Below are 24,516 nucleotides of genomic sequence, written 5' to 3' on the forward strand. Positions count from 1 at the left end.
AATTAGATTTCGCTTTGCAGCTCTTCATCGCTGACCATGCTTTCTTCGGCATGTTGACGAGCTGAGGTTTTGGTCAGAATAGTGCGGTCAACCAGACCTGCGGCAATTTCACGCAGTGCCAGAACAGTAGGTTTGTCGTTATCGACCGGCACCATTGGATCATCACCCATGGCTATCTGGCGAGCGCGTTTTGCCGCAACCAGCACTAATTGAAAACGATTATCTACATTTTCGAGGCAATCTTCAACGGTAGTACGTGCCATGTTAATTTGTCCTGTGGTTAAAACCTGTAATTTTACGAGAGATACGCAGCTTAAGCCAGTAAGTCCGCTAACAAGGTGCTGTAATTTGACTGTTGTACGGCGAGTTTGTGCCGACTGGCGACCACAATCGCAGTCAGGCTGGCGAGTGCATGATCAAAGTCATCATTCACAATCAGATAATCAAATTCAACATAATGTGACATTTCACTCTCTGCATCACGCATTCTGCGCGAAATTGTTGCTTCATCATCCTGCCCGCGGCCTCTCAAACGCTGCTCAAGTGCTTGTTTAGAGGGTGGCAATATAAAAATACTGCTGCTGTCGGGAAAGTTTTTTCTGACCTGTTGAGCACCCTGCCAGTCAATTTCCAGAATCACGTCATTGCCGGCATGTAACTGGTGATGCACCGCTGCTGCTGAAGTACCATAACTGTTATCAAATACAGTTGCGGATTCCAGAAACTCTCCTGCATCACGCATCTTGCTGAAGATGTCCTGACTGACAAAAAAGTAATCTTTGCCATCAGCCTCCCCCGCTCTGGCGGTCCTCGTTGTATGGGAAACCGATAATCGAACATGCGGATCCTGCTTGACCAGTGCCCGAACCAGACTGGTTTTCCCCGCACCGGAGGGTGCCGCTACAATAAATAAACTTCCAGACATTTTGATACCTTGCAGGTTGCGCAGTTTTAGTTTTGAAACCAGGATTTTCTTATGAAAACAATACTGGTTTACGCTTTTTTGTGCCAGTTTTTTGTATGGCTAGAATCAGGTTTTACGCGAGCTAACTGTCGTCATATCAAAAACCGTTGTATCTAAATCCTGTTAAAACTTATTGTCTTCTATTTCAAACAAAAATAAATCTCATTACCATTGTAAAGTCGTCAATATTGGAGAGTTTTATGCGTAAAACGGGTATCTTACTAAGTGTTTGGTTGGGCTTGACTGTCTTTCTCGTTTCAGGTTGCGGTGATGAAGCGAAAGAGGATATACAGGAGGTTAATTTGTATTCCGCCCGAATTGAGTCGCTGATTAAACCTTTACTGGATGACTTTACTGAAGAAACCGGTATCAAAGTCAACCTGGTCACCGGTAAAGCAGATGAACTGTTGCAACGTCTGCAGAATGAAGGCCGCAATACTCCCGCCGACATGCTGCTAACCACCGATGCGGGTCGTTTACACCGTGCTATTGAAGAAGACCTGTTACAACCCGTTGAATCTGAAGTTTTGCAGCAACGCATCCCCTCATCGTACCGTCATCCGGAAGGATACTGGTTTGGTTTATCGCTGCGTGCCCGCCCGATTATGTATGTGAAAGATCGCGTCGATCCTGCAGAACTTTCAACCTATGAAGCGCTGGTTGAACCACGCTGGAACAACCGAATCTGTGTACGTTCTTCAAGTAATATCTATAACCAGTCAATGGTTGCATCAATGATTGCGGCCAAAGGTGAAGCTGCAACAGAAGAATGGGCAAAAGGACTGGTCGCTAATTTCGCCCGTTCGCCACAGGGTGGCGATCGGGATCAGATCAGTGCGGCAGCAGCTGGCCAATGCGATATCGTTATTGCCAACACGTATTATCTGGCTGGCATGTTGACCAGTAACGATGCTGATGAAAAAACAGCAGCAGAAAAATTAGCAGTTTTCTGGCCTAATCAGGATGACCGTGGTGTGCATATCAATGTATCCGGAGCAGCCATCATCAAAGATGCCAAACATCGCGACAGTGCGATTGAACTACTGGAGTTTCTGACCAGTGATACTGCTCAGCAATGGTATGCAGAAACCAATGGTGAATATCCAGTTCGGGATGATATTGAAACAGGCGAAGTGCTTGAACAATGGGGAGACTTCCATGCCGATTCACTGGATATGGATAAATTAGGTGAATTTAACGCCGATGCGTTACGGCTGATGGACCGTGCGGGTTGGCAATAAGCAATTGCATGCGTAAAGTTGGCAGTTTTGCCCAATCAACTGCCGACTTTACAATTACATGTCCTTCATAAAGCAATTTCGTCCCTACCCTGCATCCATTTTTGTATTGGCAGTGGTTCTGTCAATGCCGGTGGCAGTGGTTTTGGCGCATGTTTTTGTTCCCAGTGGTGATATCTGGCAGCACCTAAGCAGTACTGTGCTTCCCGACTATATTCGTAATTCACTGCTTTTAATGCTGGGAGTCGCTGTTGGCACTCTGCTTATCGGCGTTACAGCTGCCTGGCTCACTACAATGTGTCAATTTCCCGGTCGCAGTGTGTTCGAGTGGGCCTTGTTGCTGCCAATGGCAATGCCAGCCTATATTATTGCCTATACCTATACCGGCATGCTGGACTTTGCTGGTCCGTTGCAAACCAGCCTGCGTGAATGGTTTGGCTGGCAATACGGAGATTACTGGTTCCCCCAGATCCGTTCGCTAAACGGTGCAGTTGCCATGCTGACTCTGGTGCTTTATCCCTATGTTTATCTGCTTAGCCGTGCGGCGTTTCTGAATCAATCAATCTGCGTGCTTGATGTCAGCCGGACATTAGGCAATGGTCCATGGAAAACGTTCTGGAAAGTAGCGCTTCCGCTGGCTCGTCCAGCAATCATTGCTGGTTTATCATTGGCGTTGATGGAAACTTTAGCCGATTATGGCACCGTACAATTCTTTGGCGTCAGCACCTTTACTACCGGCATTTTCCGCACCTGGTTTGGTATGGGTAGTGCGGCGGTGGCAGCCCAACTCGCCGCTGGACTGATGGTATTTGTATTTGCCTTGATTCTTATCGAACGTTATTCCCGTCGTAAAGCCCGCTATCACCACACCAGTCGTCGTCACCAGGATCTGCGTCGATTCCAACTGACCGGTGGCCGGGCATTTCTGGCATTTCTGTTTTGCCTGCTTATCCTTGGACTGGGATTTTTATTACCAGCATTTCAACTGCTCAGCTGGACCATCCATGTGGCGGATACTGTGATTGATGCAGAGTTTCTAAGATTACTTGTCAACAGCCTGTCCCTTGCCGCGTTTGCTGCCGTACTGGCATTGTTACTGGCGCTGGTTATGGCTTATGCCCAACGACTTCATCCGGGCAAACTGGTCAGTGGTGCTGTCCGGGTGGCAGGAATGGGGTATGCCGTGCCTGGCGCTGTTATTGCCGTTGGTGTGATGATTCCTTTTGCCTGGGTTGATAACACCATTGATGATTTGGCCCGGAGTCAGTTTAATTATTCCACTGGACTGTTATTGAGTGGCACATTGGTCGCGGTCACATTTGCCTATCTGACCCGTTTTCTTGCGGTTTCGTTACAAACCGTTGACAGTGGCTTAACACGCATAACCCATTCGATGGATGAAGCGGGTCGTTCCTTTGGTTTTCGCCCCTTACAGATACTGAGACAGATCCATATCCCGATGTTAAGTGCATCATTGATGACGGCATTGTTACTGGTATTTGTCGATGTATTAAAAGAGCTTCCTGCAACATTGATATTGCGGCCATTTAACTTTAATACCTTAGCGGTAAAAGCCTATGAACTAGCTTCAGATGAACGTTTGGCCGAAGCCGCACCGGCCGCATTGGCTATTGTAATTGCCGGCATTATTCCGGTTATTCTGTTAAGTAAAACCATTACCCGATCCCGCAAGTTAAAATTGGCGATTGATGAAAACTGATAGCACTATGCAACTCCCACAATTACTCGTTGACAATATCAGCATTGGTTATGCTGGCAGGCCGGTCGTAGAAGGTATTTCCTTTCACTTAAAAGACGGTGAAATTGCCTGTTTACTTGGCCCGTCCGGGTGCGGGAAAACCTCGGTTTTGCGTGCTATAGCCGGGTTTGAACCGTTAATGCAGGGCAGCATCGTGTTGCACGGTAAAACCGTCAGCGATGCTGAGTTTTCCCTGCCACCGGAAAAACGCCATGTCGGTATGGTGTTTCAGGACTTTGCCTTGTTCCCTCATCTGACAGTCGCCAAAAATATTGGTTTTGGTTTACAAAAACTGCCGCGGAAACAGCAGCAGCAACGAGTAGATGAATTACTTGAATTAGTTGAATTAACAGGGGCCCAAAACCAGTATCCTCATCAACTTTCCGGTGGACAGCAGCAGCGTGTTGCCCTGGCACGGGCGATGGCACCACGTCCCGATATTCTGTTGCTGGACGAGCCCTTTTCCAGCATGGATTCCGACTTGCGTGAGCAACTTGCCCGAGAAGTACGTCATTTACTGCGTCGTGATGGGGTGACAGCAATCATGGTGACCCATGATCAACATGAAGCCTTTGCCATGGCTGATCAGATTGGTGTGTTGGGTCAGGGAAAATTGCTGCAATGGGGTAATGGTTATGATTTATATCACCGGCCAAGCAATCGGTTTGTTGCTGATTTCATCGGACAAGGTGTGTTGATACCCGGCGACATTATTGCTGATAATAAAATCAGTACAGAACTCGGTATCGTCAGTGGCAAAATGACTTCAGATGCCACTACTGGCCAGCAGGTAAATTTATTACTGCGACCGGATGATATTATCCATGACGATAATAGCCCGTTAAAGGCCAAAATTATTGCCAGAGCCTTTCGTGGAGCGGTTTATCTCTACACATTGAAGTTGCAAAGTGGCCAACAAATACTGTGTCTGGTACAAAGTCACCATCAGCATGAAATCGGCGAATATCTTGGTATAAGGCTGGAAGCTGATCATTTAGCTGTATTTACAGATCAGGTCTAGGGTCTGTTGAGCTTTCATCGCCACCACTGCAGGGGGAGGTGTTATATAGTCCTCTGGGTTGTGGCGATGAAAGCTCAATCAGACCACAGGGAATTTTTCATACACAAAACCGGGAATTAGTACCAAAGTACAATAGGAATGTTTTATACAGCCGCCTATATTGTGAGATGCTATAAAAATAATTCTAAAAATCTCCGGGGGGCTATTTATGAATAATTACATTAAAACGATTTTAGTCGCAGCTCTGACAACTTTTTCATTAACGGTTAATGCCGCCACGTTATCCTTAGCTGGCACAACTTCTTATGATACTAACGGCTTCAAAGGCGAAATATCTCAGCTTCTCAATATCAATGATTTTGTGCCTGGAGCTTCCGAAGGTTTTCATCTTGAAAAACCCAATCCAACGGCTATGAGTGCTGATCATGTGCAAACTGCTTTATCAGCAGCGGGCTCAAGCTTTGTAGTAACGGATTTTTTCAAAATTGAAAATCCTACCACCAATACGTTGGATACCTCATCTTTAAGCTTAGTCTTTTCCGGTTTTTTAATGAAGTATGCAAAAACCACCATTATTGGTCTTTTTGATACACCAATATCCAGTCTGGAATTCCTGACACACGATGGTAAAGACGTTTCACATATTGCCTATTTCACTACTTCGGTTTCAGAAGTGCCTTTACCAGCAGCTTTATGGTTTTTTGCACCTGCATTGCTCGGATTTCTTGGCCTTAGACGTCGCATGAAAAAATGACGATAGCAAGCTCAGTTTTAAAACCCACATCTGTCTAAACACCACAAGTTTACGGCAACGTAATAATTGGGGTAGGCCAACGGGTTAACCGCTCTTGCGCATTGTCGCACTGGCTTAAACTGGGGTAGTGGGTGAAAGTACCTTGCCCGACCAGCAAAGCCATCAACTGTTGTACCAAATATTCATTTGACCATGACACTTCATTTATCACCTTGTTGGTTATTCATGCCATGTATTTTATGTTGTTGAGTGCAGACGCAGTGGTGAGTTAGATGCAAAAAATGGCCAACAAGCTAACCAGGCAAAAGTCTTGTTATGCGGTAGCGCTGGCTAAGCATCTGAATTACATAGTCCAATGCGGAGCTGTTTGGCTGCTTTCAGTCAGTGCAACAAAATCGAGACGCTAAACGTCGTTTGCATTCCGGATTGGGAGTGCCAAACGGTTTTTACTGTGGTAGTGAAGTTGTTTTTAGCGTAAAAAGTGCAAATTCTTGCTTTATACCAGTAGCTATGCTTTACAGGCTTTGGATTTTTGGCGTTTCGATCCAAACACCAAATGAATAGTGGTTTTGGCATATGGGGGTAAACGGTAGGGGAAGTGTATGGAGGAAAGTCGTTAGCTTATATGGCCGTACTTTCAGGAGAGGTTGGCTTCGAGCTGCAATGTGGTCAGGTTGTCATTATCGTTACCAACATATTGGAGGGTGTAGCCCATCGCCTTGTAGCTTTTTTCTCGTTTCTTAAACATGCGTTGCAGCATAGGAAGTGCGCAGTCCACATAGTCGTGAATTGTCACTTGTGTCTTCCCTTCCGCTTCTCGGTGGATCCGACCTGCGTATTGAGCCAAAGTACCTTTCCAGGCGATTGGCATAGCTAAAAACAATGTGTCCAGCCTTGGAAGATCAAATCCCTCTCCCACATACTTACCTGTTGCGACCACTATTTGAGCGGATTGCAGGTGCTTGTCGGCATATTTACGTTCAGCTGCTTTCATTGCACCTTTCAAAACGATTGAGTTAATACCCATGTCGCCAAGTTGTGTGTGGATGTTTTCGGCGTGATCTCTCCTTTCCGTTAGAATTAACGGGTGTCCGCCATTGTGAACACACTGGATGGCGTCTGAGATAATCTTTGACGTGCGGCATTCATTATCGACAAGCCAACGATAGGCATCAGTCACTTTTGGACGTTCATCTGTTTTAACTAACTCGTGAGGCGGTGCATCGTAGAACTGATTGATGATGACTGTCTGAGTAAACTGTTCGTCAGTGCTGCTTTTCACTTTGTAGCGAATTGGCCCGGCTGCCATAAAAATGATTTTTTGATGCCCATCTTGCCTTTCGGGTGTCGCTGTTAGACCCAATACATATTTTGCTCTTACTTCGTTGAGCACCATTTCAAACCTTGGAGCGGATAGGTGATGGCATTCATCGACGATGATATGACCGTAGTCTTGTATTAAGTGTGAAATTGAGTTGTCCTTTTTATTGACCAAGCTTTGGTAAGTAGCAATATCGATAACGCCACTCGGTTTTCTTTTACCACCACCTACACTGCCAATGTTCACATCTGGCAAGAATGTGCGTAATCGCTCGTGCCATTGCTCAAGCAGTTGGCGGCTATGAACAAGGATCAGCGTGTTTACTTTTCGTTTTGCGATCATGCCGATGGCAGTAACTGTTTTTCCAAATGCCGTTGGTGCATGCAATATGCCGAAGTCATGCTTACTCATAGCTGCTACCGCTTCACGCTGGTTTTTTCGCAACGTGAAGGTAGGAGCAAGTTTGATTAATGGTTTGCCTGCTTCGCGCTTATCGTCAAATTGCACAGAGATATTGTGCTCTTGTAACAAAGCAATCGCTTCATCGAGACAGCCTCGCGATAGTGCTAAATAACCGTTTTCAATGCGTGCACAAGAAATAAATCTTGGAATGCCATGAGTGGAAAAGCGTAACGCTTGCGTTTTAAAAAACACAGGATTCGAAAAGCTGGCCAATCGCTTTAGTCCTGCCAGCAGCGGCCCAGGTAACTCACTCATCAAAAAATAGATGTGGTTCGCCAGGGTGATGGTAATGCTTTTCGGCAGGCGCTCTAACTTAATTGGGGGGCTTTTTGCAGTGATTTCCCATGGAGGACGGTTGTCTGCGAGCCCCTGTTCTGACAATAAATGAGTATTTGGTGAAATTGCCGCGATGAGCTCTTCAACACTTGGTTGAGTAAGCGTTTTAAGCTGTGAGAGATACAGCCATTGATCGTCAATGGCATTTAACTCGCTATCAACAAAACAACTACGGCCTGAAAGCCGAGCCTCTTTTTGAAGTGGTAAAGCTATGAGGTTGCCAAATCCGCCCTCAGAAAGAAAGTCTTGGTTCGGAAATAACCTGTCATAAGAGTCAAACGAAAGATTTGGAAATATCTCCATCGCTTTATCAAGTAGCACAACCCCGAGTACCCGTGCTTGGTTGGCAGGGATATTCGTTTCAAAGAATATCCATAAGTGCGCTCCGTTACCTGAGCGCGAGATTTCTATGGCATGAGGAATGCCGAATTCTTGGCATGCTCTGGACATCGCTTTGACTTCTTCTTGCCAACAACCTTTGTCAAAATCGGCAGCCAACAAATAACAAGTATTGTCTTTCAATAACGGATAAAGCCCTACGACTTGATGACCGGCAAGATGGCGATAAATAATCTGTTCGCTTAATTCACTGAATTGCCGATGCGTACACTCCTGAAACTTTATTCGGGGCTTGTTGCATACTCCAGCGATCCACTCGTTGTCACAGGCAACGGAATAGCCACTGCGTCCCTGTTGGTTCTGCCAACGGTTGGCAAAGATATCCTCTCGTCCGCGGAATCGTTGTCTGAAGATGGCAATTTTTTGTTCTGGGGTAAATGTCTGTATCGGACGATCGCTTTGAGCGTTAAGCAAAGAGTTTCTTAATGCGAGAAGCTGTTGCTTTTCGTTTTCAAGCTCAGCTAGCCTGTTATCAATAGCAGATACATCTTGGTAGCGAGCGCCATTCATAACAAGTGGTTCTTAGGGCGAAGAGTTATGAAGCATGAACTTGCGGCGGCTTGATCAGAGACTCAGCTGGAATGCCTAATCCTTCATACAGTCTCCAAATCATTTTGAGCGTGAGTAAACGCTTATGATTAAGGATTTCATAAACACGATTGCTTTTACCAAAAAAAGTTCAAGGTCTTTCACGGTTAAGCCCTTTCGCTCCATTTCGAATTTTATTGCTTCAACCGGATCTGGTAGATCCAATGGAAAATGTTTTGCCTCGTAGGCTCCAATCAATATAACCAGAATATCCAGCTTTTCCCTTTCAACGGCATCTGGTTCTGCCATCATCAGGTTTTCAATTCTTTGACAGGTTAAAAATCTATTCGACGTTTTGAATTTGCTCATTGAGCAGCGGACTAGATCCTAACAAACTCAACGAGTTATCGAAAAGAAACCGTTCAAAAATGCCTGTTTGCCCACCAAACTGCCCACCACTTGCTTATGGCTTTTACTAAATCTTAGTGGAGCTTCTTGGTTATGAGTACGGAAGACAGTGCCGTTTTCACTCTGCTGCTAGAGGTAAAAATAGCAGTTTTGAAAGGCTTTATCGAGTAAATTTTCAATACCCTTTCATCTCATGGATACAATAGTGGCCATTTGGGCTTTTAATCTATAATTATGGACATTACTGTATCCAATAGGTTATTGCGGATGAATTTTACCTTACTTGATGATACCGATGTGAGCCAAGCTTATGCTGCCTATTTGCGTGAGTTACGCCAACGCGCAAAAACTGTCACGAGCGGCATTGGCAGTGCGAAGCTGCATACCTGCGGCCACCATTAAGAAGTTTGAGCTGACTGGGCAAATTTCATTTCGCCAATTGCTGTTGCTTTGGCAGACTCTCGACTCATTGGATAGGCTTTATCAGCTCACACAACCTAACAAAGTGTGCGTCACTATGCCTACTAGCATTAATGAGATGCTAAAAGATGAGTTTTAAACCTATTCAAAAACTCACCGTAACCCGCACGTTAAGCTCAGGTGAGCAGGTAACTGTAGGGGGCTTGGCTCAGAATCGGCAAGGCGTTTTTTTCAGTATGCCAACAGCTATTTGCAGCAGTTTGGCAATGTATCGCCTTTTACTTTGCAAGCCAATACGCAAAAGTACAAGCCGCACCTAAACAACCGCACCAGGGTGTACATGGTGTATTTGGAGATTGTTTGCCCGATGGCTGGGGGATGCTGTTACAAGATCGTATTTTCCGGCAAAAAGGCATTCTGCCTAATCAATTAACGACGACGGATCGACTGGCCTTTGTCGGTGATAAAAGCATGGGAGCGCTGTCTTTTTCTCCGGTGTCTGAGTTTTCGGCCGCGACGCACGCTGACATTGATTTAGCAATCTTGGGCTTAGCAGCGCAAACGCTGTTCGATGCTTCAATGTCAGATTATATAGACGACAACCACGATGAGTTAGATAGGCATACTCAACAGGTGTTGGCGGCATTAGTCGCCGGTGGTAGTTCGGGTGGGGCAAGGCCCAAGGCGCAGATTTATATGCCTACTGGGGAAACTCAGCATTGTCGAACCTTTGCTCAGCCTGGAGATGAGGCTTGGCTGATTAAGTTTACTTCTAAAAATCTAGCGCTCGGGCATGCAGAAGGTTTGTGTGAGGCCGTCTATTTGCAAATGGCTGGGCAAGCCAAGTGCCAACCGCCGATCTGGCAACTTATTGAAGCGCCTCATACAATCGGCGCGTGTGCTTGGTTGGCGCTCAAGCGTTTTGATTATGTCGCTGAACATACCGATTTAGTCAGTCAGCGCAGTTCAGGTCGGTTGCATATGCACAGTGCCTGCGGGCTTTTGGATGCAGACTTTCGAACGCCAAGTTTAGACTATATTGACTTGATCAAAACCAGCCGACAGCCGTGTAAATCTCCAGCTGCTGGGCAATTGCAATTTCGCCGTGCCATTTTTAACCTGCTGTCGTCTAACCAAGACGATCACAGTAAAAACTGGGCGTTTTTGCAAGCGGACGATGGTCAATGTCAGCCCTCGCCTTTTTACGATGTCACCTATAGCCCACATCCATTTAACGAACATGCCACTGCCTTTGGCGGTTATGGTAAAGCTCCGCCAATTAAGGTGATACAAAAACTTGCTGCAAGTGCAGGTTATGGGAGTTGACATGATGCAAGGCAAATCATTGAAGAAGTCGCAGAAGCACTCAGCCAATTTACTTATCTCGCACTGCAACAAGGGATCAGTAATTGCTAAGATACTGGAACAGCGCAAGCAGGAAAATGCAGCGCTTTTTCTACAACAATAAGAAGGGACGACAATGAAGCTCGGCCGAAACGATCCTTGCCATTGTGGCAGCGGTAAAAAATTTAAACGTTGTTGTATGAGCAGCGTCTCCAAGCAACATGCCCAAGTCTTTGATGATGTTGAAGCCACGCTGGCAATGAACCCAAATTTGAGCCTTGATGAACTCAACGCAGCCTTACAGCACAAAGTTCAGGATCGCAATAATCAACCTCATCCCGATTTTTGTGGTGTGACACCAACGCAAATGGCCAATTGGCTTTATGCGCCTTTTGCTGAATTACAGTGGGTGACAATCAGCACACCATATGAGCTATTGGTCAGCCCTGTGATGCGTTATCTAGCACTCATCCTTGATGAGGCCATGGCGCAAGAAGGCTCCTTCAAAGCCACGAGTAAAGGCAACTTACCGGCTAAGTTGGTCAAACAGGCCAGTGAGTTATTGCCTGAGTTTGCCGTTGCTCAATTCGAAAGTAACATAAGTATCAGTGAGTTTGCGGGCAGTAACGAAGACAAATTTAATGCCTTGCACTACACCAGAGTGCTAGCCGAAATTAGTGGCATTATTTATCGACGTAGCGGCCGCTACCATGTGAAAAAATCAGCACAAAAACAGTATCAGGCGTTAGGTATACAGGCATTTTTCAAGCCTATGTTGGAGGCCGCAATCAGCAAATATAACTGGGGCTATTTGGACGGTTTTGAATACGATATCGACTTGCGACCCTTTTGGCTGTTTATGCTGTGGCGCATTCAGAGCCACAACCGTGTGGAACAGCTCGTTGAAGAGGTGATGACGGCTTTCCCCGATTTACTTCAGTCCTTCCCAACGGATGATTACTTCACGCCGGAAAGTAACTTAAGCATGTTAATTGAATCACGGTTTATTGAACGTTTTTTACAGTTTTGGGGATTTGTGACCATTGACGCAAGACGTTATTTAAACGCTGACCCCATCGCCAGAGTGATTCAGGTACAGCCTTTGTTAAAACAAACTTTTCAATTCACCATTAACGCATAAAAAGGTCATCGTGAGCGAATATCAATACTATAAATTCGAGCGTTTGGATGGGTATTTAGATGCTAAAGCGCGCCAAGCACTCAGAACCATTTCAAGCCGTGCTGAGATCAGCGCTACGTCCTTTCAGGTATATTACACCTACAGTGACCTAAAGGCAGAGCCTTTTGAGCTGATGTTAAAATACTTCGATATCGGTTTTTACTATGCCGATTGGGGCTCAATCGATGCTTACATCAAGCTACCAGTGGGAACTCTTCCTGATGCGTTAGTTGGTTTTTCAAGTGATGGGCTTCATGTACACGAAAACGATGAGTGGCAGTTGCTGATTTTTTCCCTTGAGGAGTATTACGAATATTTTGACGATGAACATGCTGACGACTTTTTCCAGCATTTAGCCAGTTTACGCAGCGAGTTAATCCAAGGGAGTTGGCGTCTTGTGTACTTTATGTGGCTCAAAGCGTTTGATTTTAATGACGAAGTTGATCGAGTGCCGTTGATTCAATTCGAGTTTGAGCACCTTAGTGAAGAGTTGCAGGCCTTTGCAGCGCTGTATGATATTCCTTTAGCATTGGTTAAGGCACTCGCCATGGTGCTGAACGAACAACCAAGTCACCAAGCCAAACAAGCCCAGTTTCAGTTTGATGCGTGGCTCCATAATCTCTCGGAAGCAGAGAAAGACATGCTATTACGCACGCTGTTTGAACAAGGCCAGCTAACCCGTCACCAAGCCTTAGCGATGACTCGAAAAGATTCTGCCAACAAAGACGAAACCTATCAGTATTGGTTAACCCCCGACGTGATCTCCCCTTTCATCGAACAAGCGCAAAGCCAATTACAGCAAGAGCAAGCCGCAGCACTAGCAAAGAAACTGGCTATCGAAAAAGCGGCAAAAGAGAAGATGTTGGCGGATATCTACAATCAGCGTGAGCGCTGCTGGCAGCAAGCACAAGAGCAAGCGGATCGAACTTGCGCCAGTGGTTACGATACGGCATCACGCTATTTGCATCAGCTGAACGAAGCCTATCAGTTTAAAGGGGTTCGCCCTGCTTTTGAACAGCGTTTTAAACGCTTTATTGTGGCTAATAGTAGCCGTAAAGCGCTGTTAAACCGGTTAAGTGATTTGCTCTAAGCGATGAGACTATAGATCGGTCATAGAGTGATAGAAAAAACTCGCTCAGCATGGATTACCTGAAAGGTTGAATGACAACCTAAAGGTCTACAGATTGTTACCCATAAAGTAACTTTGTGTAGACCTCGGGATTCTAGGCAACGCTCTTTTACCATCTCTGTGGTAAATACTGCGTGAAATACAAAGGCATCACGATATTGGTTTGTTCTAACGCTGATGAGACTTGTGTGCCAGTTAACTTAAAGGTTTTACTTGGTGCGCATTTTTCAATGTAGGATGCCAACGATTTGGCTCTTGTACGTTTGCCACTTTTTACTTCAACAGGGATGATATCGCCTTTATCGGTTGCCAAAATAAATTCGATTTCGGCACGGGCGTCATTCCATGAATAGCTTGGCTCAACGCCAAGAGCAGTGAGCTCTTGTTGCACAAAGTTTTCAGCCACATAGCCTTTGTACTCATAGTTTTGTTGCTTAATCTCTTTATAACTGCTGCCTAGCATATGATTGAGCAGGCCCACATCAAACATAAACAGCTTAACCATATTTTCTTTTTTATAAGCCGCCAGAGGTGATTTAGGCAATCCTTCAACAGGGTAGTTTGGCAAGGCTAAGCGGCAGCAGTTAAGCCAATGGATCGCGGTTTCAAAATCGCTATAACGAGATTTACGCTCATGCACATGCTTAAATTTAAAGCGTTTAACGGACTCATCGCTGACAAGTGATAGCTGCGCTGGAATGCTATTAAACACCGATTCAATCAGTGTGGCATCGACCTTGCCCGCGTACTTGCCAAAATCGCGGCGATAACCTTCAACTAAATCGGCATGAATTTTTGTGACTTTTTCAACCCGATCTAAAATACTTGAATCTTTAAACTGATACCAAGCAGAAACGGCTTCCGGCATACCACCGGTAAAAAAGTAGTCTGTTAGTTTATCCATCAATTTAGTGTGCACTGCCGGTGTGCTTGCTTGACTATCAAACGCTTTGATCAGCGCTTGCTCGTTTGATGCATAAATAAATTCTTGAAAGGTCAGTGGTCGTAAATTGTATTGTTCTACCTTACCCACAGGAAAGGTGTTGAGCAAACCAATGTTTGAGCCGCTGGCTGCAACAAAATAGGACGTTGCTTTTTCAGCAAAATACTTTAGTGATGTAACGGCACGTTCACATTCGCCAATTTCATCTAATATCAGCAGATCGGTTTCTGGGTTGAACACCTGATTGGTCAAAAGCTCAATGTTCATTAATAGTTCGTCAGGTGACAGTGAGCCATCGAACGCTTCTTTGTAGGTGGGATTTTCAAGAAAGTCGATACGCAGGATGTTGGTAAAAGTGTTACCAAACAACTCTTGCAACAGATAGGTTTTACCTGTTTGTCTTGCGCCATCGATCAATAATGGCTTGCGCACAGGTTGTTTTTTCCATGCAATTAAGGCGTTGAGTAAGTTACGCTGCATTGTCCTTTACCGCCAATTAAGATTGTTAACGGCCTATACTATAACCCAACTTACACTTTTACGCGCAGAAAAGTGCGGTTCTTTGCATTTTTACGCGCATAGAAGTGTTATAAGCAGTCCCTCAGCAGATCTCTTTCTTCTTTGCGGATACCAGCTTGTTGAGCAAGGTTTTCCTATTTTGAGACGGCCTAGTTCTACTCGAATGCGACGTTTTTATTTTTTATTCAGCAATTGGATGTCTTGCAGTTTTCTTCCCAGCTCGTCATCAAGGGCGACTTTGGTTAGGTCATCTAACAAGCCGAGGACTGCTAATACATTAACGTAGTGACCAAGTGAAACAGAAGGATCGCCTTTTGATATTTTGCGCAGCGTCGGCTTAGAGAGCCCTGTTCTGCTATGTATCATTTCATGAGTAATACCACGTCGCTTCATCGCCAATATTAAGTTTTCGCCCAAGGTGTTTAGCACCTTCCTTTGCCTAGATAGCGTCGTCAGGAAACATTGAGCCAGAGCACCAAGCATCTGATCTGCACGGCAGCCAAAAAGGACGCCAGATTCTTGGCGTAGCGCGTCGCAATGCCGCGCCAACGCTTGAGATGCAGAAAGGCATTTTCAACCAGGTGGCGCTGCCGGTAGAGATGTCTGTCGAATTCACGTTGCGTCTTCCTGTTCTTTCGCGGCGGGATGACCGCTTGCATCCCCCGGTTTTTTGCTTTCTCAACAATGGCATCGCTGTCGTAACCCTTGTCGGCTATCAAGTGCTGTGCCTCAAGGCCATCAATCAATGCATCAGCTTGAGAGCAATCCGCTCGGGTAGCCTCTGTAGCAATAATTCGGACCGGCATACCATGCGCATCCACGGCCAGGTGTACCTTGGTGTTGAGCCCCCTTTTGTGCGGCTCATCCCCTGATTGCCGCCTCGTGCGCCCGCCGCATGAGGATGAACCTTGCAGTGACTGGCATCAATCATCAGCCACTCATAGTCGGGCTCATCAATTAGGCATTCCAGCAGCGCCTCCCATACCCCCCGATCTCGCCAGCGACAGAAGCGCCGGTGGGTGTTCTTCCAATCTCCGTAACTGGCGGGCAGGTCTCGCCAGGGCGCTCCAGTGCGCAGTATCCAGAACACCGCGTCAATGAACTGCCGGTTGTTGTGCGCAATGCCGCCCCATTGGCCGCGCTGCCCCGGGAGGTGCGGCTCCAGCAGTGCCCAGGTTGCATCCGAAATGTCATGTCGTCGCGCGCTCTCCACCATCGAAAATACCTCGCCCAGATTGATTTGAGGGCAATTATAACAAATCTCGTGACGACATTGCCTAAGAAGTCGTTAAAATTTGCTCACCATTGCCCACCAATGTTTGTTTATCGATTGGTTCGATAGTTGAGTGATTGAACAATCTGCAAGCAGCACGATAAGTGGAGATGGCATAAGGCGGTGGTGAGATAGATGCAAAAATCTGCTCACCAGATATCTTGACTTTTTGCTTATTGAGTCAAAAAAACAGGTCTTGCCCACCATTTTGCCCACCACTTAAACAGCAACTGGTAACGGACATCTGCAAACCAATTTGGACGGGAAAAATAAAAAAGCCCTGTATTTACAAGCAAGTAACAGGGCTTTTAAGACATTCTTGGACGGGTAAAAAAACTATTCGATGTTTTGGATCTGCTCTCGCATCTGTTCGATCAATACTTTCAGATCAACTGAATAACGTGTGGTGTCCGTATCAATGGATTTGGAGCCCAGAGTATTGGCTTCTCGATTAAGCTCTTGCATCAGAAAGTCGAGTCTACGGCCAACAGGCTCATCACGTTGCAGTACGCGTTTGACTTCGTCCACATGACTTTGCAAGCGATCCAGCTCCTCTGCCACATCACTTTTCTGTGCGATCAATACAATCTCCTGTTCCAGGCGTTCCGGTTCCAGTGTGACTTCAAGCTCGGAGGCCTTTTGCACCAGGCGATGCCGTTGTTGTTCAAGGATCTCCGGCATACGCTGTTTGACTGCTTCAGCAATCTGCAGAATATCATTGCAACGCTGGTCAATCATTTCCGCCAGCGCTTGCCCTTCCCTTTCTCTGCCGCGAATAAAGTCTGTCAACGTCGTATCAAGAGTATTCATGGCAAGTTGTTTAAGTGCCGTTAAATCCATTTGTTCACTATCGGCTACACCCGGCCACTGCAACAGTCGCAATGGATCAATCGGTAGGGCCTGATTGGCCATTTGCGTCAGTTGATCACATGCGTTGATAATCGATTGCGCCAGATTTTCGTTGATGTTTAGTGCTGTTTGCTGCTGAGAAGGCTGATAGCGCAGGCTGGCTTCAATTTTGCCACGTGCCATACGTTCGGCAAAAGTTTTGCGGATGTCCATTTCCAAAGGTCGAAATGATTCTTCCAGTCGCAGTGCGAGTTCTAAATAACGGTGATTAACCGATCGGACTTCCCAAATCAGGGTACCGATTTCAGTAACTTGCTCATGGCGGGCAAAGGCGGTCATGCTTCGTATCACAATGGTTTTCCTATAGCTATTAAGCATCCATATTAACGAAAACCGCAGGTAAAAAGCACGCGAGAATTGAGAGGCATCAGTATAATCATTGTATTTTAAGTAAAGGATAGAGCAAATGCGTCCAAGTGGCCGACAACCTGATCAACTTCGTGAGATCACCATCACCCGCAATTACACAAAACATGCGGAAGGTTCTGTATTGGTCGAGTTTGGTGACACAAAAGTGCTCTGTACGGCTTCAGTAGAAGAACGTATTCCGCCATTTTTACGGGGGATGGGCGAAGGATGGATTACGGCTGAATATGGCATGCTGCCACGTTCTACCGGTTCACGCATGCAACGTGAATCCAGTCGCGGCAAACAAGGCGGTCGCACCATGGAAATCCAGCGATTGATTGGCCGTTCTTTACGTGCAGCAATTGATTTAAAAGCACTGGGGGAACGCACAATTACCATCGATTGCGATGTTATTCAGGCTGATGGCGGTACACGTACTGCCTCTATTACTGGTGCCTTTGTAGCGCTACAGGATGCTATCACTTACCTGATTAAAAAGCGTAAAATCAAAAAAAGCCCGTTACATGGTCAGGTCGCTTCTGTTTCGGTTGGCATTCATAATGGTACAGCCGTGTTGGATCTGGATTATGCCGAAGATTCCACAGCTGAAACCGATATGAATGTTGTGATGAATGATGCAGGCGCATATATTGAGTTACAAGGCACTGCAGAAGGGCATGCTTTTAGATCGGATGAATTGCAATCGATGTTGGATTTAGCGGCTATTGGGATTGAACAATTGATGATCAAACAACGCGAGGCATTGGCAGACTGATGTCTAAAATCGTTCTGGCCAGCGGTAATATCGGAAAACTAAGGGAGTTATCACAGATTCTGGGTCCCCTTGGTCTGGAGATTATTCCTCAAACCGATTTAAATGTCCCTGAGGCCGAGGAAACAGGCCTTAGTTTTGTTGAAAATGCGATCATCAAAGCACGTAACGCGTCTTTATTCACGGGTTTGCCGGCTATCGCGGATGACTCAGGAATAGAAGTCGATGCCTTGCATGGTGCGCCAGGTATTTACTCTTCACGCTATGCAGGTCCCGAGGCCTCCGATACAGACAATATTCAGGCTTTGCTTGATGCCATGAAAGACATACCGGAAACGGAACGTACAGCACGATTTCAATGTGTGGTGGTATTCATACGTCATGCTAAAGATCCGACGCCACTGATTTGCCAAGGAGACTGGCAGGGGCAAATCCTGCAACTACCGCTCGGCGATGGAGGGTTTGGTTATGACCCGGTATTTTGGGTTGCCGAAACAGATTGTACTGCCGCAGAGCTTTCTCCAGAACAGAAGCATGCTATCAGTCATCGTGGCAAAGCCATGCGACGGTTCATGGAAGAATTTAAATATACCCGTCATCTACCCTAACGGTTAATTGTCATCTACCCTAACGGTTAATTAATGTTCAATTGGTTAAAAGCGAAAGCGAAGGTCATCGAGCTTTGCTAATTCATCCTCTTCAGTCTTATGCCCCTATGTTTAACTTCGCAGCTTTGCCACCGCTGAGCGTGTATATCCACGTGCCATGGTGCGTGCGTAAATGTCCTTATTGTGATTTTAATTCACATCAGGTTGGAGACGAGATTCCTGAAAAAGCCTATATCGATGCATTAATTCGGGATCTGGAACAGGATCTACCCTTGGTTTGGGGACGCACTATTCAAACTATTTTTATCGGTGGAGGCACCCCCAGCCTGTTCAGTGCAGAAGCATATGACCATTTATTTTCCGCTTTACGCGCATTACTGCCTATCCGGGCGGATGCCGAAATCACTTTGGAAGCAAATCCAGGCACCTTTGAGACCGCACGTTTTACAGACTATCGTGCCGTAGGTATTAATCGCTTATCGATTGGCATACAAAGCTTTAATGGTGCTTCATTAACCGCCTTAGGCCGAATTCATGATGGGAAGCAAGCCATTCGAGCAGCGGAAATTGCTCATCAGGCTGGGTTTGAGAATTTCAATCTGGATCTGATGTTCGGTTTGCCCAAGCAAACGGCAGAACTCGCCAGAAAAGATGTGGAAACAGCCATCGCACTCGAACCAACGCATATTTCGTATTACCAGCTAACCATTGAACCGAATACGTTTTTTCATCAATCTCCGCCCCAATTACCAGATGATGAACCAATTGATAATTGGCAGATTGCTAATCAGCAACGACTGGCCAAAGCCGGTTACCTGCAGTATGAAGTTTCTGCCTATGCAAAAAAAGGTTGTCAGAGTCGCCACAATCTCAACTACTGGCAGTTTGGTGATTATTTGGGTATTGGGGCCGGAGCTCATGGCAAACTCTCCAGTGCAGCAAGCCAGTCAATTGAGCGATTAGTTAAACAAAAACAGCCACAAGCTTATCTGGATAAGGTCAACACTCCACAACGTATTATGAAACAGGAACCGGTTGGCATTAATGAAATCGGTTTTGAGTTTATGCTTAACGCCCTTCGCTTAACAGATGGTTTTGCAACATCTTTATTTATGCAGCATTGTGGCTTGCCACTGGCGACTATTAAAAAACCATTAGCTGAAGCCGAAAAACGTGGTTTGATTGATTATTCAGTCAAATGGATTCGCCCAACCGAGCTAGGTCAACGCTATTTAAACAGTCTGATTGAACTTTTTTTGCCGCAATAATATGCTGGCGCAGGTCGTTAAGGGAGTTACTACTATGTTGAAACGCCATCTGCTGGCAGCTGGATTGATTTTATTCATGGCCATGCCATTACAGGCTGAGGTCTTATCAATTGCCAAACCGACTTATGACACCCCCAACAGTGAGTCAGGAGTAATTCGTCCCATTCAAGGCATGACGATGCAACAGGTTGAAAAGAAGTTTGGACAGCCTGTCCAGCAATATGCGCCAAAAGGCACACCTGCTATTACTCGCTGGCAATATCCACAATTTGATGTGTATTTTGAAAATCAGCTGGTCATTCATTCAGTGGTTCAGCATGAACCAGAATAGCAAGGGGAAATAAATTACTTTTCGATTAGAAAACGCCGTTTTGCCCACTCCGGTAACGTTCCCACTCTGGCGTGATGCAGTGCTTCCATTTCAATCACAATCAAAATCAAAACACTGATCAGTGTCGGCAAAAAGCTCAGCCCGCCAACTAAGGCAAAAGCGGCTTCTTTCATCAGTCCCAAATAGGTATAACTTAACCAGCCCAAAACCGCCACAGTAACCACAAATGATAAAATAATGGTGAAGAAAAAACTCCACCGTCGGGCAATTTGCCAGTGAACATACACAAACTCATTACCCTCGCGTTTGATCCGACTGGAACGGACAAACGTATAACCTAGAAATATAAAAGAAAACAACGGCACCAACACGATAAACTCAAAATAGCTCTTACCTGTTGCTGCAATCGCAGTAAATAACAATATATGATTCACAATCAGATTCGTTAAAAAAATATCATGCGGCATTCTAGCGGCTGTTTTTTCATGATCCTGTGGAGCCATCATTTCAGTCATAATTATCTGGCCAAGTTGTTGATAATCGCATCACGTACTGAGTCCAATGTAGCATCAACAGTAATCACAGGTGAACTACTTTGTTTGATCGCAATGTCCGGATCTTTCAGGCCGTGACCTGTCAACGTACACACAACGGTACTGCCTTCAGGAATCTTGCCGGACTGAATATCACGTAATGCCCCAGCAACGGAAGTTGCTGAAGCTGGCTCACAGAAAATACCTTCCTTTTCTGCCAGTAATTTCTGGGCAGCCAATATTTCTTCATCAGAGCACTCATCAAACCAACCCTGTGATTCTTCTTTCACTTTCCAGGCCATATCCCAGCTTTGTGGATGACCAATACGAATCGCGGTAGCCACTGTTTCAGGATCATCAACCATCGCACCACGCATAAACGGTGCACTGCCATTAGCCTGATAACCCACCATTTTGGGGCGGTTACCCACAATTGCACCACCAGCATATTTACAATTGCCATGACAGTACGCGCAGGCTTCAGTGACATGATCACCACTGGCTGAGGAATACTCACAGTAGCCAATCCAGTGTGCGGTGATATTACCAGCGTTACCGACTGGCAAGCAGTGATAATCCGGCGCACGACCTAACTCTTCAATGATCTCAAACGCAGCAGTTTTCTGACCTTGCAAACGATAAGGATTAATCGAATTTACAATGGTGACTGGTGCATGCTCTGCAACATCTTTAACCAGTTGCATGCCTTCATCAAAATTGCCTTTGATTTGGATAACCACTGCGTTGTGCATCATGGCCTGAGCTAATTTACCCTGGGCAATTTTGCCATCAGGAATAATAACAAAAGCAGTGATACCAGCACGTGCAGCATAGGCAGCCGCTGCTGCTGAGGTATTACCAGTAGAAGCACAAATAATGGCTTTACTTCCCTCTTCCACAGCTTTGGTCACTGCCATGGTCATACCACGATCTTTGAAAGAACCCGTAGGATTCAATCCTTCATATTTGACGTAGATATCAACATCTTTGCCAATTAATTTGGGGATATTGTTCAATTTCAATAATGGTGTATTACCTTCACCAAGACTGATCAGTCTGGTGTCATCATTGACCGGCAAACGGTCACGATAGCGGTCAATCAGGCCGGTATAACGTGGACGAAATGGCATAAGTAGTTCCTCTCTAATTCTTTAACGGGCGTTTTTCAGCCCAGCGATTCCATGCGGATACGCATGATCGCGTGTTTGACAGTATCCAATGCTTCGATTTGGGCAATCGCTTCATCCATATTTTTTTCAACCACCGGCTGGGTCAGCATAATGATAGGTACTGTGCCCTCTTCTTCTTCCGGTTGTTTTTGCAGGATCGCTTCAATATTAATGTCCTGCTCACTAAAAATACGTGTAATGTCAGCTAACACACCTGGTTTATCTTCTGTATTGATCCGCAAATAATAAGAGGTAACCACCTCCGACATAGACAAAATCGGTGTATCTTTTAACGAATCAGGTTGAAACGCCAGATGTGGCACCCGATTTTCCGGGTCAGTGGTCAGCGCACGAACAATATCAACAATATCGGCAACTACCGCAGACGCAGTCGGTTCAGCCCCCGCGCCAGCACCGTAATATAACGTTGGGCCAACCGCATCACCTTTCACTACAACGGCATTCATCACACCATTTACATTGGCGATAAGACGGCGTTTTGGAATTAATGTCGGGTGAACGCGTAGTTCAACACCTTGTGATGTTTTCTTGGCAATGCCTAGATGTTTGATGTGATACCCCAGTTCTTCAGCGTACTGCACATCTTCCTGAGAAATTTTGCTGATGCCTTCGGTGTAGGCTTTATAAAACTGTAATGGAATACCAAATGCTATCGACGCCATGATGGTCAATTTGTGTGCTGCATCAATGCCTTCCACATCAAATGTCGGATCAGCTTCTGCATAACCCAAAGCCTGTGCTTCAGCCAGAACATCGGCAAAGTTACGGCCTTTATCTCGCATTTCAGTCAAGATAAAGTTACCTGTGCCGTTAATAATACCTGCCAGCCACTCAATACGGTTAGCAGCAAGACCTTCACGGATAGCTTTAATAATCGGGATGCCACCAGCAACAGCAGCTTCAAAAGCGATAGTGACGCCTTTTTCCTGCGCCTTGGCAAATAGCTCGTTGCCATGCATGGCGATTAATGCTTTGTTGGCAGTGACGACGTGTTTACCGTTTTCAATTGCCTGCATCACTAAATCACGGGCGATACCGGTACCACCAATTAATTCGACAATGATTTGAATTTCAGGGTCATTCACCACTGAAAACGCATCATCCGTTAAATCAATAGCGTTCAAGTCACAGGTTTTAGGTGAATCCAGATTTTTATCCGCTGCGCGCAGAATTTCAATTCCACGGCCAGCACGACGGCTTATTTCTTTTGAGTTTCGCTTTAAAACACTGACAGTACCACTACCAACAGTGCCTAAGCCAAGAATACCAATTTTGACTGATTGCACTTTTGCCCCCTAACGTTTTTTCATCATGTCGCGGATACCGCGGATAGCCTGCCGGGTACGGTGCTGATTTTCAATCAGTCCGAAACGTACATAATCATCGCCATATTCCCCAAAACCGATGCCTGGCGATACGGCGACTTTAGCTTCTTTAAGTAATTTTTTACTGAACTCCAATGACCCCATTTCACGAAATTGTTCTGGTATCTTGGCCCAGACGAACATGGTCGCTTTCGGCTTTTCCACTGGCCAGCCAATCGAATTCAACCCGTCACATAATACGTCACGACGCTGTTTATAGGTTTCGACGATTTCTGCCACACACTCCTGTGGACCATCCAGAGCCGTAATGGCTGCCACCTGAATCGGCGTAAACATGCCGTAATCCAGATAAGATTTCATACGTGCCAATGCCGCAACTAATGTTGGATTGCCTGACATGAAGCCTACGCGCCAGCCTGGCATATTGTAGGTTTTGGATAAGGTATAAAACTCAACCGCAACGTCTTTTGCGCCAGGGATTTGCAAAATTGAAGGCGCTTTATAGCCATCAAAGGTGATCTCACCATACGCCAAATCATGAATAACCCAAATCTGATGCTCTTTGGCAAAATCAACAACCCGTTGGAAGAATTCCAGATCTACGCACTGAGTGGTTGGATTGCCTGGGAAATTCAGTACCAGCATTTTGGGTTTTGGCCAGGAATCTTTAACCGACTTTTCCAGCTCGGCAAAAAAATCAACATCCGGTGTTAGCGGAACATGACGAATATCCGCGCCAGCAATGACAAAACCGTATGGATGAATCGGATAAGCCGGGTTTGGCACTAATACCGCATCACCTGGGCCCACCGTTGCCAGCGCCAAATGCGCCAGACCTTCTTTTGAACCAATGGTGACGATGGTTTCGGAATCAGGGTCCAGTGTCACATCATATTTACGCTGATACCAGTCACAAATCGCTTTTCGCAGACGTGGAATACCTCTGGAAACAGAATATCGGTGGGTATCAGGACGCTGGGCTGCTTCGACGAGTTTTTCAACAATGTGCGCTGGTGCCGGTTTATCCGGATTCCCCATGCCAAAGTCGATAATATCTTCGCCGCGCGCACGCGCTTTTGCCTTCAAATCATTTACAATGTTGAAAACGTATGGCGGAAGACGCTTTATTCTGGGAAATTCGTCGTTCAACTGAGCACCTGCTATTAGCTAAAACGGTTGGCAAACCAAGCAAAATAACTGAAAATCATTCACACTTCAAATTGATTTAATACAG

25 protein-coding genes are annotated in these 24,516 nt (G+C 45.8%); 12 read left to right on the plus strand and 13 right to left on the minus strand.

Translation table 11 applies throughout. From position 1 onward, the window contains the following. Positions 1-2: 2 nt before the first annotated feature. Together rpoZ and gmk are read right to left on the minus strand one after the other, a co-directional pair. The gene (rpoZ, locus tag Q7A_RS15675) at positions 3-263 is read right to left on the minus strand and encodes a DNA-directed RNA polymerase subunit omega (RefSeq protein ID WP_014708174.1); all 261 of its coding nucleotides are present in this window, start codon (positions 261-263) and stop codon (positions 3-5) included. A 50-nt stretch (positions 264-313) separates the two neighbouring features. Next, a complete protein-coding gene (gmk, locus tag Q7A_RS13495; protein WP_014708175.1) occupies positions 314-925 on the minus strand; it encodes a guanylate kinase in 612 nt (203 codons plus the stop codon). A gap of 239 nt (positions 926-1,164) precedes the next feature. Here gmk and Q7A_RS13500 point away from each other — a divergent pair, with 239 nt between their 5' ends. From Q7A_RS13500 to Q7A_RS13515, 4 genes are all read left to right on the plus strand, one after another. After that, on the plus strand, positions 1,165-2,205 hold the full coding sequence (locus Q7A_RS13500; protein ID WP_014708176.1) for a Fe(3+) ABC transporter substrate-binding protein: 1,041 nt from the start codon (positions 1,165-1,167) through the stop codon (positions 2,203-2,205). A gap of 58 nt (positions 2,206-2,263) precedes the next feature. Further along, positions 2,264-3,922, plus strand: coding sequence for an ABC transporter permease (locus tag Q7A_RS13505; RefSeq protein ID WP_041354725.1), 1,659 nt, complete (start codon positions 2,264-2,266; stop codon positions 3,920-3,922). Beyond that, positions 3,912-4,982 (plus strand): ABC transporter ATP-binding protein, encoded by a 1,071-nt coding sequence (locus tag Q7A_RS13510; protein WP_238595919.1) that lies wholly within the window; start codon positions 3,912-3,914, stop codon positions 4,980-4,982. Before Q7A_RS13505 ends, Q7A_RS13510 begins: the two co-directional genes overlap by 11 nt. Positions 4,983-5,190: 208 nt before the next feature. Next, on the plus strand, positions 5,191-5,736 hold the full coding sequence (locus tag Q7A_RS13515; RefSeq protein ID WP_014708179.1) for a VPLPA-CTERM sorting domain-containing protein: 546 nt from the start codon (positions 5,191-5,193) through the stop codon (positions 5,734-5,736). A gap of 49 nt (positions 5,737-5,785) precedes the next feature. Here the strand turns inward: Q7A_RS13515 and Q7A_RS15310 are convergent, their stop codons facing one another. The 3 genes from Q7A_RS15310 to Q7A_RS15750 all read right to left on the minus strand — a co-directional run bounded on the left by Q7A_RS15310 (position 5,786) and on the right by Q7A_RS15750 (position 9,094). Then, positions 5,786-5,935 carry a hypothetical protein gene (locus Q7A_RS15310; protein WP_169697658.1) on the minus strand — a complete coding sequence of 50 codons (150 nt, stop codon included), beginning with the start codon at positions 5,933-5,935 and terminating at the stop codon, positions 5,786-5,788. 438 nt (positions 5,936-6,373) lie between these two features. After that, entirely contained in the window at positions 6,374-8,764 is a 2,391-nt protein-coding gene (locus tag Q7A_RS13520; protein WP_014708181.1) for a TOTE conflict system archaeo-eukaryotic primase domain-containing protein, read from the minus strand. Positions 8,765-8,863: 99 nt separating this feature from the next. Then, complete coding sequence (locus Q7A_RS15750; RefSeq protein WP_014708182.1) at positions 8,864-9,094, minus strand: hypothetical protein; 231 nt, start codon at positions 9,092-9,094, stop codon at positions 8,864-8,866. 876 nt (positions 9,095-9,970) lie between these two features. Between Q7A_RS15750 and Q7A_RS13535 the strand changes: the two genes are divergently transcribed. The 4 genes from Q7A_RS13535 to Q7A_RS13545 are packed head-to-tail and all read left to right on the plus strand — an operon-like array spanning position 9,971 to position 13,224. Continuing rightward, positions 9,971-10,936, plus strand: coding sequence for a type II toxin-antitoxin system HipA family toxin (locus Q7A_RS13535; protein WP_456237784.1), 966 nt, complete (start codon positions 9,971-9,973; stop codon positions 10,934-10,936). Between the two features lies 1 nt (position 10,937). Further along, positions 10,938-11,078, plus strand: a complete 141-nt coding sequence (locus Q7A_RS15755) for a hypothetical protein (RefSeq protein WP_014708184.1) — start codon at positions 10,938-10,940, stop codon at positions 11,076-11,078. 12 nt (positions 11,079-11,090) lie between these two features. Further along, the gene (locus Q7A_RS13540) at positions 11,091-12,095 is read left to right on the plus strand and encodes a YecA family protein (RefSeq protein ID WP_014708185.1); all 1,005 of its coding nucleotides are present in this window, start codon (positions 11,091-11,093) and stop codon (positions 12,093-12,095) included. Positions 12,096-12,105: 10 nt separating this feature from the next. Beyond that, the gene (locus tag Q7A_RS13545) at positions 12,106-13,224 is read left to right on the plus strand and encodes a hypothetical protein (RefSeq protein WP_041354727.1); all 1,119 of its coding nucleotides are present in this window, start codon (positions 12,106-12,108) and stop codon (positions 13,222-13,224) included. Positions 13,225-13,372: 148 nt separating this feature from the next. Here the strand turns inward: Q7A_RS13545 and Q7A_RS13550 are convergent, their stop codons facing one another. The 4 genes from Q7A_RS13550 to Q7A_RS13570 all read right to left on the minus strand — a co-directional run bounded on the left by Q7A_RS13550 (position 13,373) and on the right by Q7A_RS13570 (position 17,186). After that, the gene (locus tag Q7A_RS13550; protein ID WP_014708187.1) at positions 13,373-14,686 is read right to left on the minus strand and encodes an ATP-binding protein; all 1,314 of its coding nucleotides are present in this window, start codon (positions 14,684-14,686) and stop codon (positions 13,373-13,375) included. A gap of 213 nt (positions 14,687-14,899) precedes the next feature. Next, complete coding sequence (locus Q7A_RS13555; RefSeq protein ID WP_238595920.1) at positions 14,900-15,142, minus strand: helix-turn-helix domain-containing protein; 243 nt, start codon at positions 15,140-15,142, stop codon at positions 14,900-14,902. Positions 15,143-15,177: 35 nt separating this feature from the next. Continuing rightward, positions 15,178-15,941, minus strand: a protein-coding gene (locus Q7A_RS13560) for an IS5 family transposase (RefSeq protein ID WP_089418549.1) whose coding sequence is annotated in 2 segments (ribosomal slippage) — positions 15,178-15,569 and positions 15,569-15,941 — 765 coding nt in all. Because the reading frame shifts where the segments join, the coding sequence is not laid out codon by codon here. 393 nt (positions 15,942-16,334) lie between these two features. After that, positions 16,335-17,186, minus strand: coding sequence for a YicC/YloC family endoribonuclease (locus tag Q7A_RS13570; RefSeq protein WP_014708191.1), 852 nt, complete (start codon positions 17,184-17,186; stop codon positions 16,335-16,337). Between the two features lie 127 nt (positions 17,187-17,313). On the opposite strand from Q7A_RS13570, the gene rph reads away from it, so the two are divergent. The 4 genes from rph (at position 17,314) to Q7A_RS13590 (ending at position 20,234) form a co-directional block, all read left to right on the plus strand. Beyond that, the gene (gene rph, locus Q7A_RS13575; protein ID WP_014708192.1) at positions 17,314-18,030 is read left to right on the plus strand and encodes a ribonuclease PH; all 717 of its coding nucleotides are present in this window, start codon (positions 17,314-17,316) and stop codon (positions 18,028-18,030) included. After that, positions 18,030-18,635, plus strand: a complete 606-nt coding sequence (gene rdgB, locus Q7A_RS13580; RefSeq protein WP_014708193.1) for an RdgB/HAM1 family non-canonical purine NTP pyrophosphatase — start codon at positions 18,030-18,032, stop codon at positions 18,633-18,635. The genes rph and rdgB overlap by 1 nt, the downstream gene beginning before the upstream one ends. Positions 18,636-18,742: 107 nt before the next feature. After that, complete coding sequence (gene hemW / locus Q7A_RS13585) at positions 18,743-19,903, plus strand: radical SAM family heme chaperone HemW (protein ID WP_014708194.1); 1,161 nt, start codon at positions 18,743-18,745, stop codon at positions 19,901-19,903. Positions 19,904-19,937: 34 nt separating this feature from the next. Continuing rightward, positions 19,938-20,234, plus strand: a complete 297-nt coding sequence (locus tag Q7A_RS13590) for a hypothetical protein (RefSeq protein WP_014708195.1) — start codon at positions 19,938-19,940, stop codon at positions 20,232-20,234. Positions 20,235-20,248: 14 nt separating this feature from the next. Here the strand turns inward: Q7A_RS13590 and Q7A_RS13595 are convergent, their stop codons facing one another. Genes Q7A_RS13595 through alaC form a run of 4 tightly spaced genes read right to left on the minus strand, consistent with a single transcriptional unit; the run spans position 20,249 to position 24,431 of the window. Beyond that, positions 20,249-20,749, minus strand: coding sequence for a hypothetical protein (locus Q7A_RS13595; protein WP_014708196.1), 501 nt, complete (start codon positions 20,747-20,749; stop codon positions 20,249-20,251). A gap of 2 nt (positions 20,750-20,751) precedes the next feature. Next, positions 20,752-21,897 (minus strand): threonine synthase, encoded by a 1,146-nt coding sequence (gene thrC, locus Q7A_RS13600; RefSeq protein ID WP_014708197.1) that lies wholly within the window; start codon positions 21,895-21,897, stop codon positions 20,752-20,754. 35 nt (positions 21,898-21,932) lie between these two features. After that, positions 21,933-23,243 carry a homoserine dehydrogenase gene (locus tag Q7A_RS13605; protein ID WP_014708198.1) on the minus strand — a complete coding sequence of 437 codons (1,311 nt, stop codon included), beginning with the start codon at positions 23,241-23,243 and terminating at the stop codon, positions 21,933-21,935. A 9-nt stretch (positions 23,244-23,252) separates the two neighbouring features. Continuing rightward, a complete protein-coding gene (gene alaC / locus Q7A_RS13610; protein ID WP_041354729.1) occupies positions 23,253-24,431 on the minus strand; it encodes an alanine transaminase in 1,179 nt (392 codons plus the stop codon). Positions 24,432-24,516 lie beyond the last annotated feature (85 nt).

It is taken from the genome of Methylophaga nitratireducenticrescens, assembly GCF_000260985.4.
Taxonomy (GTDB): Bacteria; Pseudomonadota; Gammaproteobacteria; order Nitrosococcales; family Methylophagaceae; genus Methylophaga; species Methylophaga nitratireducenticrescens.

Excerpts from the sequence above, each read along its gene's own strand:
- rpoZ (WP_014708174.1), bottom strand. The coding sequence starts at position 263 with ATGGCACGTACTACCGTTGAAGATTGCCTCGAAAATGTAGATAATCGT.
- gmk (WP_014708175.1), bottom strand. The coding sequence starts at position 925 with ATGTCTGGAAGTTTATTTATTGTAGCGGCACCCTCCGGTGCGGGGAAA.
- Q7A_RS13500 (WP_014708176.1), top strand. The coding sequence starts at position 1,165 with ATGCGTAAAACGGGTATCTTACTAAGTGTTTGGTTGGGCTTGACTGTC.
- Q7A_RS13505 (WP_041354725.1), top strand. The coding sequence starts at position 2,264 with ATGTCCTTCATAAAGCAATTTCGTCCCTACCCTGCATCCATTTTTGTA.
- Q7A_RS13510 (WP_238595919.1), top strand. The coding sequence starts at position 3,912 with ATGAAAACTGATAGCACTATGCAACTCCCACAATTACTCGTTGACAAT.
- Q7A_RS13515 (WP_014708179.1), top strand. The coding sequence starts at position 5,191 with ATGAATAATTACATTAAAACGATTTTAGTCGCAGCTCTGACAACTTTT.
- Q7A_RS13520 (WP_014708181.1), bottom strand. The coding sequence starts at position 8,764 with ATGAATGGCGCTCGCTACCAAGATGTATCTGCTATTGATAACAGGCTA.
- Q7A_RS15750 (WP_014708182.1), bottom strand. The coding sequence starts at position 9,094 with ATGATGGCAGAACCAGATGCCGTTGAAAGGGAAAAGCTGGATATTCTG.
- Q7A_RS15755 (WP_014708184.1), top strand. The coding sequence starts at position 10,938 with ATGATGCAAGGCAAATCATTGAAGAAGTCGCAGAAGCACTCAGCCAAT.
- Q7A_RS13540 (WP_014708185.1), top strand. The coding sequence starts at position 11,091 with ATGAAGCTCGGCCGAAACGATCCTTGCCATTGTGGCAGCGGTAAAAAA.
- Q7A_RS13550 (WP_014708187.1), bottom strand. The coding sequence starts at position 14,686 with ATGCAGCGTAACTTACTCAACGCCTTAATTGCATGGAAAAAACAACCT.
- Q7A_RS13570 (WP_014708191.1), bottom strand. The coding sequence starts at position 17,186 with ATGACCGCCTTTGCCCGCCATGAGCAAGTTACTGAAATCGGTACCCTG.
- rph (WP_014708192.1), top strand. The coding sequence starts at position 17,314 with ATGCGTCCAAGTGGCCGACAACCTGATCAACTTCGTGAGATCACCATC.
- rdgB (WP_014708193.1), top strand. The coding sequence starts at position 18,030 with ATGTCTAAAATCGTTCTGGCCAGCGGTAATATCGGAAAACTAAGGGAG.
- hemW (WP_014708194.1), top strand. The coding sequence starts at position 18,743 with ATGTTTAACTTCGCAGCTTTGCCACCGCTGAGCGTGTATATCCACGTG.
- Q7A_RS13590 (WP_014708195.1), top strand. The coding sequence starts at position 19,938 with ATGTTGAAACGCCATCTGCTGGCAGCTGGATTGATTTTATTCATGGCC.
- Q7A_RS13595 (WP_014708196.1), bottom strand. The coding sequence starts at position 20,749 with ATGACTGAAATGATGGCTCCACAGGATCATGAAAAAACAGCCGCTAGA.
- thrC (WP_014708197.1), bottom strand. The coding sequence starts at position 21,897 with ATGCCATTTCGTCCACGTTATACCGGCCTGATTGACCGCTATCGTGAC.